This window comes from Xanthomonas rydalmerensis (assembly GCF_033170385.1).
Lineage (GTDB): Bacteria > Pseudomonadota > Gammaproteobacteria > Xanthomonadales > Xanthomonadaceae > Xanthomonas_A > Xanthomonas_A rydalmerensis.
On the sequence record NZ_CP126170.1, the window covers coordinates 4516387 to 4531372 of the forward strand.

At 68.7% G+C, this 14986-nt stretch carries 13 protein-coding genes; 4 read left to right on the forward strand and 9 right to left on the reverse strand.

Annotated features, from left to right (window positions below):
* Positions 1-12 precede the first annotated feature (12 nt).
* Complete coding sequence (locus QN245_RS19220) at positions 13-546, reverse strand: phage tail protein (RefSeq protein ID WP_317843946.1); 534 nt, start codon at positions 544-546, stop codon at positions 13-15.
* Between the two features lie 337 nt (positions 547-883).
* Here QN245_RS19220 and QN245_RS19225 point away from each other — a divergent pair, with 337 nt between their 5' ends.
* Positions 884-2062: a nucleotidyltransferase family protein gene (locus QN245_RS19225; RefSeq protein ID WP_317843947.1), complete on the forward strand. Its 1179-nt coding sequence runs from the start codon at positions 884-886 to the stop codon at positions 2060-2062.
* Between the two features lie 159 nt (positions 2063-2221).
* Here the strand turns inward: QN245_RS19225 and QN245_RS19230 are convergent, their stop codons facing one another.
* The 5 genes from QN245_RS19230 to QN245_RS19250 all read right to left on the reverse strand — a co-directional run bounded on the left by QN245_RS19230 (position 2222) and on the right by QN245_RS19250 (position 9964).
* The gene (locus QN245_RS19230; RefSeq protein WP_184644840.1) at positions 2222-3142 is read right to left on the reverse strand and encodes a CorA family divalent cation transporter; all 921 of its coding nucleotides are present in this window, start codon (positions 3140-3142) and stop codon (positions 2222-2224) included.
* A 270-nt stretch (positions 3143-3412) separates the two neighbouring features.
* Positions 3413-4783 carry a D-serine/D-alanine/glycine transporter gene (cycA, locus tag QN245_RS19235; RefSeq protein WP_317843948.1) on the reverse strand — a complete coding sequence of 457 codons (1371 nt, stop codon included), beginning with the start codon at positions 4781-4783 and terminating at the stop codon, positions 3413-3415.
* Positions 4784-4922: 139 nt separating this feature from the next.
* Positions 4923-5294 (reverse strand): hypothetical protein, encoded by a 372-nt coding sequence (locus tag QN245_RS19240; protein ID WP_160970362.1) that lies wholly within the window; start codon positions 5292-5294, stop codon positions 4923-4925.
* A gap of 183 nt (positions 5295-5477) precedes the next feature.
* Positions 5478-6353: a DMT family transporter gene (locus QN245_RS19245; protein WP_317843949.1), complete on the reverse strand. Its 876-nt coding sequence runs from the start codon at positions 6351-6353 to the stop codon at positions 5478-5480.
* A gap of 167 nt (positions 6354-6520) precedes the next feature.
* Positions 6521-9964 (reverse strand): DEAD/DEAH box helicase, encoded by a 3444-nt coding sequence (locus QN245_RS19250; protein ID WP_317843950.1) that lies wholly within the window; start codon positions 9962-9964, stop codon positions 6521-6523.
* 235 nt (positions 9965-10199) lie between these two features.
* Between QN245_RS19250 and QN245_RS19255 the strand changes: the two genes are divergently transcribed.
* Complete coding sequence (locus tag QN245_RS19255; RefSeq protein WP_317843951.1) at positions 10200-11036, forward strand: class I SAM-dependent methyltransferase; 837 nt, start codon at positions 10200-10202, stop codon at positions 11034-11036.
* Between the two features lie 21 nt (positions 11037-11057).
* Here QN245_RS19255 and QN245_RS19260 read toward each other — a convergent pair whose 3' ends face one another.
* Entirely contained in the window at positions 11058-11951 is an 894-nt protein-coding gene (locus QN245_RS19260) for a LysR family transcriptional regulator (RefSeq protein ID WP_317843952.1), read from the reverse strand.
* Between the two features lie 83 nt (positions 11952-12034).
* Between QN245_RS19260 and QN245_RS19265 the strand changes: the two genes are divergently transcribed.
* Positions 12035-12850, forward strand: coding sequence for an NAD(P)H-dependent oxidoreductase (locus tag QN245_RS19265; RefSeq protein ID WP_317843953.1), 816 nt, complete (start codon positions 12035-12037; stop codon positions 12848-12850).
* A gap of 82 nt (positions 12851-12932) precedes the next feature.
* Positions 12933-14024, forward strand: a complete 1092-nt coding sequence (locus QN245_RS19270) for a DUF1615 domain-containing protein (RefSeq protein ID WP_317843954.1) — start codon at positions 12933-12935, stop codon at positions 14022-14024.
* 27 nt (positions 14025-14051) lie between these two features.
* Here the strand turns inward: QN245_RS19270 and QN245_RS19275 are convergent, their stop codons facing one another.
* Together QN245_RS19275 and QN245_RS19280 are read right to left on the reverse strand one after the other, a co-directional pair.
* Positions 14052-14351 (reverse strand): hypothetical protein, encoded by a 300-nt coding sequence (locus QN245_RS19275; protein WP_160970376.1) that lies wholly within the window; start codon positions 14349-14351, stop codon positions 14052-14054.
* 144 nt (positions 14352-14495) lie between these two features.
* Positions 14496-14816, reverse strand: a complete 321-nt coding sequence (locus QN245_RS19280; RefSeq protein WP_317845402.1) for a DUF3817 domain-containing protein — start codon at positions 14814-14816, stop codon at positions 14496-14498.
* Between the last annotated feature and the right edge of the window lie 170 nt (positions 14817-14986).

Here is a 14986-nt window from a genome sequence, read left to right on the forward strand (position 1 = left end):
TTGTGGCAGGCGTCAGGAGAAGCGGGACGGAAACAAGCCTTCCGTGCAGATGCAGAAGTTCAACACCAGCGACGGTTGCATGTTGTTGTGCGCGGCGCCCCCGCCCTCCTGGCTGACCGAGTCGGCGGCCAGCGGCACCAGCGCCCCCGTTGGCGCATACAGGTAATGCGGATCTTCTGGCTCGGCCAGATAAGCGCCGACTGCCGAAGCGGTGGTTCCCGCCGTGGCGAGCGCACGGACGTCATGGGTATGCGGGGGAACCTGCGCAGCAGTGAGCGCCACGCCTTCCAGACCACCATAGTTGCCCACGGCATACGTGACCGGCGGCGAGGTGAGCGGATTGGAGCCCTGTCCCACCGGCACCCTCCCGCGCAGATCGGGCAGACTGAACGTGGTCTTCCCGTCGCCGCCGAACTGGTTGCCGAGCAAGGCGGCCAGCGCTTGATTGCTCTGGATCTGCAGCGTGCGGCCATCGCAGGGCAGCCATCCCCTGGGAACCCAGTCCATCGTGAACAGGCGAATTTCGCCTATGAACGCATCGGTCATACGTCGTCTCCTTGAGAGCGGATCAGCGAGAGGCCATGGCTGCGATCGCGCACGAAATTGCACCGCCCTGGGCGCCGCGTCATGCGTCGAGGGCTATGCTACACAGCGTACGAATGCGCGATACATCAGTCCGATGCTGATGTGCATCGCACCTGATGACGGGGACCGACAAGAATCATGTGCGCACTGAATCACTTAGCACTTCTCCGGTGGCCGCGATGAGCGCTGGTCAAGAAATTTTGTCTACGCTCGAATACAAGCACTCCCAAGTGCGCGAATTGGCCTCAACCTGGACGGTGCGTGCCGACCGCGCGCGCGACAGTTCCGGACTCGCGTCATGATCGCAACGATGGCCGGATGGTCGCCGGCCTTCGCCTATGCGTTGTGTCTGTGGCGGGCGCAGGCCGATCCGTCGCTTGCAGGTAACGTCGATCCGCCTGCCTTCGCGCGGGTGCTCGCGCGACATCGCCTGGCGCTGGCATTGCCGCCTGCCGAGACGCTGGCGGCGACCATGCCGGCGCCGCTGTACGATGCGCTCCGCCAACGGCAGCGCCGCGTGCTCGTGCAGACGCTACGACAGACGGCGGCATTGCATGAGATCGTCTGCTGCCTGCGCGATGCCGGCCTGCGTCACTGCCTGCTCAAGGGACAGGGCTATGCCGCCTTGTTCGGCATGCCGCAGCATCGCGAAGCCTGCGACATCGACCTGTTGATCGATGCCGACGACCGCGATCGCGCGCTGCCGCTATTGCAGCGCCTGGGCTATGTGCTGGACGCCGATGCGGCGGGCGCGCTGGACCGCTACGTGCGCGACAATCACGCCTTGTCGTTGCGGCATGCCGGCAGCGGACTCGTGCTGGAGTTGCATCTGCGCCTGACCAGTCAGGCCCGCGCGTTCCCGTTGCCAACCGCAACACTGTGGGACGACCACACCACTACCGTCCGCGTCGCCGGACTGTCGGTGACCACGTTGGCACCGCCGCTGGCGGTGGTCTATGCCGCCTTCCACGGCAGCAAGCACAACTGGCACCGCGCGTTCTGGCTGGTGGATCTCGCGCAGGCGCTGCGCAGCCCGTCGCTGGACTGGCATGCCACCCTGGCGCTGGCGCGCAGCCTCGGCATGGAACGGCAACTGGCCCTGGGCGCCTTGTTGGCCGAGGCCACGCTCGGTGTCAGCGTGCCTGCAGCCTTGCGCGAACAGACGGCGCTGTTGCGCAGCGCGCGCTTTGCGGCCGATACGCTGCTGCCGCACCTGGACGCGCTGGGCTCGGATCGCGGCGCCGATCTGGCGGCCCGGCTCGGCGTGACCCGCTATGCGCTGCGCCTGTTGTCGCTGCAATCGAACTGGCGTAGCCGCCTGCAATTGATCCCGTTCCTGTTGGCCCCCACCGAGGACGATCGCGCAGCTACGCGCCTGCCGCACCCGCTGCAGTGGGCCTACCCGGGATTGCGTGCGCTGCGGCTGGCCCGGCAACATCTGGCCAAGCGCCGCGGCATTCGCGACGACGCGCACTGACGCGTTTCCCCGCATTGCAGCGGGCGTTCGGCCGATCCGACGCGCGGGCGGCCGCGTGCCTGCACGCCGCACACGCGTGCGGGCCGCCATCGTGCGCGGGCCTCCACGTCGTCGCCGCCATGGCGATGCGGCGCGACGCGGCGGCGCCCGCAGGGGCGCTCAGACCCAGCCACGCCGGCGGAACCACGCCAGCGGCACCAGCATGCTCAGCGCGATCACGCCCAGGGCCCAGTAGTAGGCATCGTGCCATTTCAGCTCGGGCATGTGCGCGAAGTTCATTCCCCAGATGCCGACCAGCACCGTCGGCGGGATGCCCACCACCGAGGCCACCGCCATCACCTTCATCACGTTGTTCTGGTCGACGTTGATCATGCCCAGCACGCTGTCGAGCAGGAACTCGATGCGGTCGTCCAGGTGCTGCTCGAATTCGATGAGGGTGGCCAGATCCTTGTGCAACAGGCCGATGCGCTTGGCCGCGTCCTCGCCGAACCAGTCCGGCGCGGCGTCGTCCAGGTAGGTGGCCAGGCGCAGCAGGCCGTGACCGGCGTTGTGCATGCCGCCCAGGCGCCGGCCCATGTCGCCGACGTCGTGCAGCATCCGCTCCAGGTGCCGCGACTTGTGCCGCGCGTGCGGCTTGGCGAACGCTGCGCGCGTGGTCTCGGTGATCTGCGCTTCCAACGCTTCCAGGCGGTCGGCCAGGCGCCCGACCAGTTCGTCGAGCAGGCGCAGCAGCAGGTCGTCGCTGCTGCGGCAGGGGTTGTGCTGCAACTGCGCGGCCACCGCATCCAACGAGGCCATCGGCTGCTCGCGCTGGGTCACCAGCACCCGCGGCGACACCGCAAAGCCCAGCGGCGCGGTCGGACCATCGTCGTCCTGGAAGCGCGGCACGTTGAGGAACAGCACCTCGCCCTCCACCCGCACCCGGCTGCTGAACTCGATCTCGCCAATGACCGCACGCGTCGGCACCGCGAAGCCGACCTTACTGTCGACCTCGGCCAGGTCCGCCTCGCTCGGTCGGCACAGGTCCACCCAGCACACCGGCGTGTCGGAGGTGCCGCCGAGGCGATGGATGGTGATCATCGGGACGGGCTCGCGCAGGAAAGGCCGCGAGCATCCGTCAGCGCGCGCGGAGCGTCAACGCCCGCCGCGCACACCGGTTCAGGCTAGGGCGTGTCATCCATCCCCGAGCATGCCGCGCCGCGATTGCGCGCGCCTGTGGCAAGGAAGAGCGAGGAAGTGGACGTGCGTCCACGCCCGAGCGATGACGCGGCCACGGGCGCGCGCAACCGCGGCCCTTCGGGTTGGGCCTGGCAGGCCCAACGCGGCATACTCGGGAATGGGTGACACGCCCTAGGCGCTGCGGCGCTTCAACGCGTAGCCCACGCCCAGCAGCAGGAACCACACCGGGCTGGCGAACAGCGCCTGGCGGGTATCGGCCTGCAGGGTCAGCAGCACCAGCACGAAGGCGAAGAACGCCAGGCACACGTAGCACATGACCACACCGCCGGGCATCTTGAACGCCGAGGCCGCGTGCAGCTGCGGGCGCTTGCGCCGGTAAGCGATGTAGGCGCACAGGATCAGCGACCAGACGAACATGAACAGCACCGCGGCCAGCGTGGTGACCAGGGTGAAGGCGGTGACCAGGTTCGGGATCAGGTACATCAGCACGGTGCCGCCGAGCAGGCAGGCGCAGGAGAACAGCAGCCCGCGCGCCGGCACTGCCGCGCGCGAGAGACGGGCGAAGCCGCGCGGCGCGTGGCGCTCCTCGGCCAGGCCGTAGAGCATGCGGCTGGTGGAGAAGATGCCGCTGTTGGCCGAGGACGTCGCCGAGGTCAGCACCACGAAGTTGATCAGGCTGGCCGCGGCCGGCACGCCGGCCAGCACGAACAGCTCCACGAACGGGCTCTTGCCCGGTACCACCTCGCGCCACGGCGTCACCGCCATGATCGCCACCAGCGCCAACACGTAGAACACCAGGATGCGCACCGGGATCGAGTTGATCGCCTTGGGCAGGTTGCGGCGCGGGTCGGCGGTCTCGGCGGCGGTCGTGCCGACCAGCTCGATGCCGACGAAGGCGAACACCGCGATCTGGAAGCCGGCGAAGAAGCCGCCCAGTCCCATCGGGAACATGCCGCCGTCGTTCCACAGGTTGGCCAGCGAGGCCACGTGCCCGGACGGCGACTGGAAACCCCAGGCGACCAGGCCGGCGCCGGTGAGGATCAGCGCGCAGATCGCCACGATCTTGATCAGCGCGAACCAGAACTCCATTTCGCCGAACAGCTTCACCGTCACCAGGTTCAGTCCCAGCAGCAACAGCACGCACAGCATCGCCGGGATCCATGGCGCCAGCGTCGGGAACCAGAATTGCGCGTAGGCGGCGATCGCGATCACGTCGGCGATGGCGGTGATGATCCAGCAGAACCAGTAGGTCCAGCCGCAGAAGAAGCCGGCCCAGGGCCCCAGCAGGTCGGTGGAGAAGTCGATGAACGACTTGTACTCCAGGTTCGACAGCAGCAGCTCGCCCATCGCGCGCATCACGAAGAACAGCATCACGCCGATGATCAGGTACACGAACAGGATCGACGGCCCGGCCAGGCTGATGGTCTTGCCCGAGCCCATGAACAGGCCGGTGCCGATCGCCCCGCCGATCGCGATCAGCTGCAGGTGGCGGTTGGAGAGGCTGCGCTGCAGGTGGTCGGGCTGGGCGGACGGATCGGTCATGGGCGCAGGCCATCGCGAGGGATTAGCCTGCAAACATAGAAGATGGCGGCAGCGCGCGCCAGCCGCGCGTGCGCCGGATGGCGCCCGCGGCGGCGCGGACCACGCCGCATGCCGCCGGGGACGCCGAACGCCGCCGGACTCAGGCCAGCGCGCCGCCCTGCCCGATCGCGACGAAGCTGAAATCGCGGTCGGACTGGTTGCCGCCGCCGTCGCCGGTCTTCAGGAGCACCTGGCCCGCGTCCAGGCGGATGATCACCGCGTTGTCGCAGGTGTTGCCGTCGCCCGGGTAGATCTGGGTGACGGAGACCCCGTCCAGCGCCTGGAACGGCGGCTGGAAGCTCACCAGGTAATGCCCGGTGCTGACATGCGCCACCGTGTACCCCGCGCCGTTGCGGACCCCGCCATCCGCGCCGACCACGCCCGCCACCACCCGCACGCCCGTCGCGCCCGCACTCGCCGCACCCGCATGGGCCGCGGCGTCGAGCAACTGCCCCATCGCATTGTTCGTCATGCCGTTCTCCGATCTTGATAAGGAAAGTCCGATGGCGCGGCGACCGCAGCGGTCCCTCGCGGCCGCGCGCCTGCATTGCCTCGTCCGTGAACGGGCAGGATCGCCGCGCTGCGCGCGCGGCCGTATCGGCGATTTCCTGATCGGCGCCGGGGCGGCGGCCGAGATCGGCTCAGGCGGCGACACTCACACCAATTTGGTGCGACGCCACCAGCGTGTGACCTTTTCCTCGCGCACCAGGGTGAACAGGCCGGCGCCCAGGATCAGCGCGATGCCCACCGCCATCGGCCAGTCCAGGTGGTCGTGGAACAGCCAGTAGCCGAAGCCGATGGCCCACAGCATCTGGCTGTACTGGGTCGGCGCCACCGCGCTGATCGGTGCCGCGCGCGAGGCGTACATCATGAAGATCGCGGCCAGCCCCGCGAGCAGGCCGTAGCCGGCCAGCAGGATCCACTGCTGCCAGGTCGGCCAGACGAAGGTCGGCAGCATCAACAGGCCGCCCATCAGCAGCGGGCCGAGCACGCCGGCGCCGTACAGGGTCAGGCGCTTCTCGCCGGGCCCGGCCATGCGCAAGCTGATCACCGACACCGCCCCCACCAGGCCGCAAATGATCGCGGCGACATGGCCCTGCCCCAGGTGCCGGAACCCCGGCCGCAGCACCACCAGCACGCCGATGAAGCCGACGATCACCGCCAGCCAGCGCCGCCAGCGCACCTCCTCCTTGAGCAGCAGCACCGACAGCACGGTGACGAAGATCGGCATCAGGAAGATCAGCGCGAACGCCTCGGCCATCGGCAGCAGGGTGAAGGCGGTGACCGCGGACAGATTGCCGGCCGCGCCGGTGAACGCGCGCAGCAGCCAGATGCTCGGCCGCTGCGCCACCACCACCTCGCGCCAGCGATCGCCCGGCTTCTTCAGGAACGGCAGCGCGGACAGCATCAGCAGCGCGCCGAAGAACACCACCTCGTAGGCCGGCAGCGAGCCCTCCAACCCCTTCACGAAGGCATCGCTGATCGAATAGGCGGCATAACAGGCGAAACCGAGCAGCACACCCTTGAGCATCGGCGATCCTGACCGGCGCGGCACCGCGACGGCGTACATGGGGGGGACGGCCAGTATCCCTCTTTTGCCGCGGGGATGCCGCCGCGGCTTGCGCCGGCGTGGCGCATCCGCACCCCGACGCCCACCGCGTCACCTTCGGACCATGCCGCCGGTCGCCGTGGCCGCCGCTAGCCCGAAGCGGTGGGGGACACATCCGGCAGGCCGAGCTCCTTCAGGAACTCCGAAGGCGACCGGCGCGGTAGGGGGAACTCGCCCGACACGGTCGCATCGAAATGCTGCAGCGGGCTCCACAACTCGAAATCCCCGATCAGATAGCAGCGGCGCTTGGCCCGGGTCAGCGCGACATTGAGCAAGTTGGGCTTGGACGAGGCCCACAGGGCCGAGCCCGGATGCTGACGGTCGGCGCCCAGTACCATCAAGACCGTATCCTGCTCCTTGCCCTGGAAGGTATGCACGGTTCCCACGCTACCGCGCAACCAGTCGCGCAGCGCACGTGGCGACGGCGGCGCGTGTCCAGCGCCCATGTCCTCCCAGGCGTCACCGCTCAGCGCGTCGTGCAAGGCCTGCCGGATCGCCTTGAACGGCGAGATCACGTACAGCCGCGGCAGGGTTCCGTCGCGCCGATACAGCCAGACGATCAACTCGGCCACGAACGCGATCTGTTCGGGCACCACCTGCTTGCGCGCTGTGCCGCCTGGGATATCCAACCAGCAACTGGCGACCGGCAACGGCGGCGCATCCGGCGCATGTCGTTCGCACATGCCATAGACCATCTTGCCGCCGTAGGCGATGCGATTGGCGATACCGAACATCGGTTCGATGCAGCGCCGGTGCACCCGCAACGGGCTGCCGATCCACAGCCGCTCATCGCCTGTCGTCGTCAGGGTTCCGTATCGATTGGCCTGATCGGCGAGGCGCTGCGCGGACGTGAGGTGCGGTGCATAGGTCCCGTCGCGGGTCGCATCGGAGCGCGCGCCGAGCGCGGCGATCAAGCGGACCGGCAAGGTGAATACAGGTTCGATCTGCAACGGGTCGCCGACCACGACGGCACGGCGCGCGCGCCACAGTGCCCCCACCGCCGCCTGCGGCACCGCCTGCCCGGCTTCGTCGATGAACAGCCAGCCGATCGCATCCGGACCCAGGCCGCGGAACTGGCTGGCGAACGACGCGAAGGTGGTGGACACGATCGGAACGATCATGAACAGGCTGCGCACGATCGGCAGATAGTCGTCCGCGCACTGCGGCCGCTTGTTGTTCAACCACTTGGTCACCGCGACGACGTTACTGCCGAATCCATGATGCTGTGTGGCCTCGTGCAGCCACGCTTCGTGCAGCGCCATCGCGGCGGCGAACACCTGCGAACGCAACTGCGCCAGTTCCGGGTCGTGCCAGACGCCATCGATCTGGAAGCGATCGGTTTCGAGCTGCTGGGGGGTTTCCGGCAGCAACGGCGGCGGCACGGCCTGCGCCAGTTCGCGCAAATGCTGCAGATCGGCCTCCTGTGCATGCTGCGCCTCGGCTTCTGCCGCACGGCACGCCTCCCAGTGCGCGCGTGCAGACGTCATCGCCTGCAGCGCGCCGGCCACCTGAAGGCGCTGCGCTGCGCAGGCCTCGAAGTGCTGCAGCTGCAGATCGGCATTGGCCCTGCGTTCCGCGTCGGTCGCGCGCCAGCGTCGAAGTGCGGTGCGGAACTCGAACAGCCATTGCGACCAGGAGGGCCGGGTCTTGCGGATCAGTTGCTCTCGTTCCCGCAGATGCACCGACTCCAGTTCCAGGCGGGCCAGCTTGGCCTGCGCCTGCGCATGCACCCGTTCGGTTTGCTCGCCATCCAGGCGTGCCTGTTCGCTGGCGTGGTGCAGAGACGCCAATTGCAGCCTCCATTGCTGCACGCGTGCCTGGCAATCGGCGTAAGCGCTGCGCGACGACAGCGCATGCCCAACCGCCTGGTCGGCTTCCCGGAAACGCGCGGCCGCCTCCGAGAAGCTCAACGCGGGTGCCTGTTTGCGCCACTCCCAGAACGTCATGGGCGTTTCTTCGCTCGAGGTCTTCAGCGACGCGAAGGCGAAGCGCTCGCAGAACGCCTTGCGGTTGCGCGAGTTGCCCAGCGCGCAACTGATGAGCCCCCAAGGCATCTCGTCGCCTTCCGGGGAAACATTGCCGCGCTTGCCCTTGCCGGCCTTGATCGCCAGGTTGTGCGCGACCGGTTGCAGATAACGGACGCTATCGCGCCACGGTGACGCCACCTCGCCGCGCTTGGGCAAGGCGACGGAAATATTCTCGATGGCGGCGTTGTTGTAGGACGCCACGACCATCTCGTGCCCAAGAAGTGGCTCGATCAACTCCTGCAAGTAGCTGGGCTTTGCGTCGCCATCGAATGTCACCTTGCGCTTGGTACTGGCGAAGGCAGCCCCGGCGCCAGGCAGCCCCGCCAGCACGCGCGCGCGACGCACCAGAATCTCGGCGAACAAGTCGCGCAGCAGCGTCGTCTTGCCGGTACCAGGCGGTCCATTGACCGAGAACAGGCCGCCAGTCTCCAGCTCCAATAGTGCGGTGTTGATGGCGAACTGCTGCATCAGGCTCATCGCGTGCGCGGGATCGGACAGCCAGTGGCCCGCATTGAGATGTCGCGGATGCAACGCCCGCAGCAGCTGCTCGCGACCGGCCTCGGTATACAGATCGGTCTGGTCTTGTTTCGGCAACGCAATGAGGTAGCGCCGCAGTGGCTCGGGAATCGTCCCGGCCTGAACCGAGGCGATCGCACGTTCGAGGTCGACGAGAAAGAAACTGTTGAGGATGTCGACCTCGATCTCCGCACTCGGCTCGTCGTCCACATCGTCGGCATCGGCCTCCGAATCCGTCTCGCCGGTGGCCGCCTCGGTCGCGGTCGCGGTCGCAGGCACGGTGGCGCCTGGCGTCGTCGCCGCGGCGGCCGCCTCGGCCGCCGCCTCCGATGCCGGTGCCCTGTCGCGCACCCGCGCTTCCAGCACCGCCATCGGCGCCTCTGGATCCGGCGTGAACCCGGCCCACTCACACAGCATGCGGTGCAGGCGCAGCACATCCTCGACACCGAGCGGCGCTCCCGCACGATCGCCGCGATGCGCCATGAAGTCGCCGAACAGACCGAGCAAGCGTTGCTTGGCTGCCTCGAACGCCGCGTGGCCGAGTGATCCCAGACCGCCCGCGCGGACCTGGCCGATCGCCCATGGCACGGTGGAGATCGAGATCCGATCCAGTTGCAACTCGCCTTGCGGCGACAACCTCAGCTTGGCAAAACAGGTGGCGCCTTCCAGTTGCGCGCGCTGCTGCTCTTCCTCGTCGGTCATGCCATCGCCGGCTGCCGGCGGCAGGCAGTCTCGCATCATGTCCAGGATCGCGGACGCATCGAACACGCCCAGGTAGAGGTCGAACCCCCGCACCTCCTTGTCCGCCGGCGGATCGATGTGCAGCCAGTCCGGTCCGTTCGCGGCCGCCAGGCCATCGCTCCTCAGGTAGCGCCATTGCCAGTCCTCGAGGTCGCTCAGCCGCTGGTCCAACGCAAACGGGATGAAGAACTCGAGGGTGTGCCAATGCTGCAACACCTGGAGAATCCGTCGCTGTTCTTCCTGATTCAACGCCCTGCTCCTTCCATACCGGTGCAGGTCGAATTCTAGCGACGCCGCATCGGCGCACACGGCTCCGCTCGCGGATGTCTACATCGGCATGCCGCGCGAACGGCCGCAGAGCGCCCCCCGCGACTGGGCGCGGTGAACGGGCGCATCCCTTCTTGAACGCGCGTCGGGTACGATGCAGCCCTTCCGCCTGTGCCGCCCGCGCCGCTCCTCGCGTCGGTGGCGAACCTGTGATTCCGTGACCCGCTACTCCGGCCCCCTGCTCACCCGCCCGCTCGCCGCCGCGCTGCTCGCCGCGCGCGATGCCGGCGCCGCCACCTGGTCCGGCTCGCTAGACCTGGAGCGCAGCCAGGGACAGGCGCTGCTTGACACCGAAAGCTGGCAGTGGAAGGGGCGCGATTACCCCTATCCTGGCAAGCTCAAGGACCGCACGCTCTACTACTGGGATGGCGAGGATTTCGCAGCGGTCTCGCGCTTCAGCGGCGCGCTGATCAAGCTGGTGCCGACCGAGTGGGGCGCGCCGACCTTCGAGATCGACGGCATCAAGATGTTGCCCAGCGCGCAGCTGTCGCCGTTCGAGGACGCGCGGCGCAAGGTGGCGCTGGTGGAACCGCGCGGAAAGCAGGTGCTCGACACCTGCGGCGGCCTCGGCTATTTCGCCGCCTGCGCGCTGGAGGCCGGGGTGGCGAGGCTGCAGTCGTTCGAGAAGAACGCCGATGTGCTGTGGCTGCGCACGCTCAATCCATGGTCGCCAGATCCGGACGCCAGCGAGGGCCGCCTGCAGCTGACCCATGGCGATGTCGGCGCCGCCATCGGCGGCATCGCCGACGCGTCGATGGACGCGATCCTGCACGACCCGCCGCGCTTCGGCATCGCCGGCGAACTCTACGCGCAAACCTTCTACGACCAGTTCGCGCGGGTGCTGCGCCGCGGCGGCCGACTGTTCCACTACACGGGCACGCCGAACAAGCTCACCAGCGGCCGCGATGTGCCGCGCGAAGTCGCCAAGCGCCTGGAGAAGGCCGGCTTCGCCGCGCAACTGGCGCTGGACGGGGTACTGGCCACGCGCCGCTGAGGCGGCAGCGCGTCCACCGTGTCAGATCGACGCGAGGAGGTGCTCGCGCAACCAGCGATGCGCCGGATCGCGATGCACGCGCTCGTGCCAGAGCATGGCCATTTCGTAGCCGGGCAGTTCGAGGGGCGGCGCGCACGCCTGCAAGCCGGATTGGTTGCGCACCAAGCGCTCAGGCAGCATCGCGACAAGGTCGCTGCGCTGCAGCGCGGTGACGACGAACAGGAAGTTCGGCACCGACAGCACCACGCGGCGCTGCAGGCCGTGCGCGCGCAATGCCGCATCGGTAACGCCGCTGAAACCGCCGCCATCGGGCGAGACGATGACGTGTTCGAGCGTGCAGAACTGCGCCAGGCTCGGCCGTCGACGCAATCGCGGGTGGCCGGCGCGGCCGACCAGCACATAGCGCTCGGCGAACAGCGTGCGACGGCGCAGGCCGGGCGGCGCATCGGCGACGGTGTGCAAGGCCAGATCGATCTGGCCCTGCTCGGCCTGTTGCGCAATCGACGACGGCGCCAACGGCAACACCGCCAATTGGGTCCCCGGCGCCACCCGGCGCAAGGCGGCGATCGCCGGCGACAGCACGGTCGAGGCGCCGTAGTCGCTGGCCGCTACCCGCCACAGCGTCTGCGCCCGTGCCGGATCGAACGGCGCTTCCGGCGCCACCGCCTGCTGCAGTGCCTGCAAGGCCTCGCGCAAGGGCGCGCGCAGCGCTTCGGCGCGGGCAGTGGGACGCATGCCGCGCGGCCCCGGCAGCAGCAGCGGATCGCCCAGTGCCTCGCGCAGCTTGGCCAGATGCACGCTGACCGATGGCTGCGACAGATGCAGGCGCGCCGCCGCGCGGGTCACGTTGTGCGTATCGAGCAACGTGTCCAGGGTCAGCAGCAGATTGAGATCCAGCCGACGCAAATCAACCATGACAATAGCGGCCATTAAGGCAATTCATTTCCACTATAACCAATGGCGGCCTAGCGTGGCGGCATTCCTCGTGGAGAAGCCGAATGAACGTGTTGCTGGTCTACGCCCACCCCGAACCCGCCTCGCTCAATGGGGCCCTCAGGCAGGTGGCGGTGCAGCGCCTACAGGAGGCAGGCCATTGCGTGCAGGTGTCGGACCTGTATGCGATGGACTGGAAGTGCACGGTCGACGCACAGGACAGCCTGGACGGCGCGGCGGACGCGCGCTTCGATCCCTCGCGCGACTCGCAGCGCGCCTTCGCCAGCGGCCGCCAGCGCGCGGACATCGCCGCCGAGCAGGACAAGCTGCGCTGGGCCGATGCGGTGCTGCTGCAATTCCCGCTGTGGTGGTTCTCGATGCCGGCCATTCTCAAGGGCTGGGTGGATCGGGTCTATGCCTGCGGCTTCGCCTACGGCGTCGGCGAACACTCCGACACGCATTGGGGCGATCGCTATGGCGAAGGCACCCTGGCCGGCAAGCGCGCGATGCTGATCGTCACCGCTGGCGGCTGGGATTCGCACTACGCGCCGCGCGGCATCAATGGCCCCATCGACGATCTGCTGTTCCCGATCCAGCACGGCATCCTGCACTACCCGGGCTTCGACGTACTGCCGCCGTTCGTGGTCTACCGCAGCGGGCGCATGGACGCGGCACGTTTCGCGCAGACCAGCGCCGCGCTGGGCGAGCGCCTGGATACACTGTTCAGTACCGCGCCGATCGCGTTCCGCAAGCAGAATCATGGCGACTACGCGATTCCGGCACTGACGCTGCGGGAGGATCTTGCCCCCGGCCGTAGCGGCTTCTGCATCCATGTGGCCGAGACGGACGCACAGGCGCCAGCGACCTCCGATCACACCTAGTGGTCACCGGCGACGTCGCGCGGCGCCAACACCTCGCCTGTAGGATGCGGACGATCGCCATCCCGCAGGAACCGCTTCGCCGATGCCCGCCGCCGTCTTCGCCCGCCTGCTCGCCGTGTGCACTCTCGCTCTGCTCGGCGCCTGCGCCACGCAGGCGCCGCGCGTGCCCGAGCGCACGCCCAGCGAGGTCAAGGCGGACATCGCTCGGCGCATCCCGGCGACGGTGCCCGACCGCCGCGGCTGGGCCGACGACGTCTACGTGGCGCTGGCCTCGCAGAACCTGCCGACCAGCGCCGACACCATCTGCGCCGTGCTGGCGGTGATCGAGCAGGAATCGACCTACCAGACCAACCCGCCGGTACCGGGACTGGGCAAGATCGCGCGGGCGGAACTGCAGCGGCGCGCGGCCACACTGCATTTGCCGGCGTTCGCGCTGGATGCGGCGCTGCAGCTGCGCGGACCCGATGGACGCAGCTATGCCGAGCGCCTCGCCGCCGCGCGCACCGAGCAGGACCTCAGCGCGCTCTTCGAGGACATCGCCGGCAGCGTGCCGCTGGGCCAACGCCTGTTCGGCGATCTCAACCCGGTGCACACCGCCGGACCGATGCAGGTGAGCATCGCCTTTGCCGAAGCGCATACCGACGGCTACCCATACCCGCTGACCGACAGCGTGCGCCACGCGGTATTCAGCCGCCGCGGCGGCATCTGGTTCGGCACCCGTCACCTGCTCGGCTACCCGAACGCGGCGGCGATGCTATACCGCTTCGCCGACTTCAACGCCGGTTGGTACGCCAGCCGCAATGCCGCATTCCAGGCCGCATTGGCGCGGGCCAGCGGTATCGCCCTGGCGCTGGACGGCGACCTGCTGACGCCGGGTGCCGATCTCGACGCTCCCGGCGCCACCGAGCGCGCCGCGCGCAGCCTGGGCACGCAGTTGGGCATGGACGGGCGCAGGATCCGCCGCGAACTGCAGCGCGGCAGCGATGCGGATTTCGGCGACAGCGCGCTGTATCGGCAGGTGTTCGCGCTGGCCGACCGCGATGCCGGCAAGCCGCTGCCACGCGCGGTGCTGCCTGGCATCGCCCTGGAAAGTCCGAAGATCACCCGCAAGCTGACGACCGCCTGGTTCGCGCAGCGCGTGGCCGAGCGTTGGCAGCGCTGCCTGGACAAGTGACGACCGCGACGCTCCGGTCGACGTGCACTACTTCGGCTTGCGCAGCGCCATCACCGACCAGCCAAGGGCAACGGCAAGCGCCAGCAACACCAGGCTGAGCACGCTGTCCCACGCGATCGAGAACCAATAGTGGCCTGGGTCGGTCTGCAGCGGATAGATCCGTGTCGGACCGACTCTCGATACGCCGATGTACACGCCGCTCTGCAGCGCTTTCGCCAGCAGGTATAGCTTCAACATGGCACTCGCGCCGATGGCCATGGCCACCAGCACCAACACCGGCCGTTGCACACGCGCGACCAGCCGCTGCAGGCGCGTGGGTGCGGGCATTGGCGGGGGCGGTCGTCGTTGGCGTTTGCCCATGGTGTCCTCGCCTGCGCTAGGCGATGCATTCTAGGGCGATGCCGGAGAACGCTGGCACAACGCTCCGCATCGCAGGCCCCGCCGCGCCCCGCCTGCGCCGCGGCGCGTGCACTACCCCACTGCGCGCTGGCGTGGCGCGCCGAGCAGGCCGATCCGGCGGAACCACAGTTCCAGCGGCACCGTGACCAGCGGCGGCAGCGCCGCCAGCAGGCTCAACGCCCACGCCCACCAGGGCCACCGCAGGCGCAGCGCCGCGACCAGGCTGGCGGCCACGTACAGCAGGAACGCCACGCCATGCAGGCGGCCGAACAGCCATACGCCCAGTTCGGTGGTCTGGGTGCCGTACTTGAGCAGCATGCCGAGCAACAGGCCGGCCCAGGTCAGGCCTTCGAACACGGCGGCAGCGGCGAACAGCCGGCCCACCGGCGACAACGGAGAAGAAGACAAGGACACGCGCGACTCCAGTGAGGGAACCAGGCCGCGACGCGATGGCGGCGGCGACGCCCGCTGGCAGTGGCATTGTAGAGCGTGCCGTCGCGCGTGGCGCACAGGCGCGACGCGGCCACGGCAGGCGCGGGCCAGCCGCTCCGGCCGCCCTGTTC

Bases quoted from the DNA above. Each gene is read 5' to 3' on its own strand.
- QN245_RS19220 (WP_317843946.1), bottom strand. From the start codon at position 546: ATGACCGATGCGTTCATAGGCGAAATTCGCCTGTTCACGATGGACTGG.
- QN245_RS19225 (WP_317843947.1), top strand. From the start codon at position 884: ATGATCGCAACGATGGCCGGATGGTCGCCGGCCTTCGCCTATGCGTTG.
- QN245_RS19230 (WP_184644840.1), bottom strand. From the start codon at position 3,142: ATGATCACCATCCATCGCCTCGGCGGCACCTCCGACACGCCGGTGTGC.
- cycA (WP_317843948.1), bottom strand. From the start codon at position 4,783: ATGACCGATCCGTCCGCCCAGCCCGACCACCTGCAGCGCAGCCTCTCC.
- QN245_RS19240 (WP_160970362.1), bottom strand. From the start codon at position 5,294: ATGACGAACAATGCGATGGGGCAGTTGCTCGACGCCGCGGCCCATGCG.
- QN245_RS19245 (WP_317843949.1), bottom strand. From the start codon at position 6,353: ATGCTCAAGGGTGTGCTGCTCGGTTTCGCCTGTTATGCCGCCTATTCG.
- QN245_RS19260 (WP_317843952.1), bottom strand. From the start codon at position 11,951: ATGGTTGATTTGCGTCGGCTGGATCTCAATCTGCTGCTGACCCTGGAC.
- QN245_RS19265 (WP_317843953.1), top strand. From the start codon at position 12,035: ATGAACGTGTTGCTGGTCTACGCCCACCCCGAACCCGCCTCGCTCAAT.
- QN245_RS19270 (WP_317843954.1), top strand. From the start codon at position 12,933: ATGCCCGCCGCCGTCTTCGCCCGCCTGCTCGCCGTGTGCACTCTCGCT.
- QN245_RS19275 (WP_160970376.1), bottom strand. From the start codon at position 14,351: ATGCCCGCACCCACGCGCCTGCAGCGGCTGGTCGCGCGTGTGCAACGG.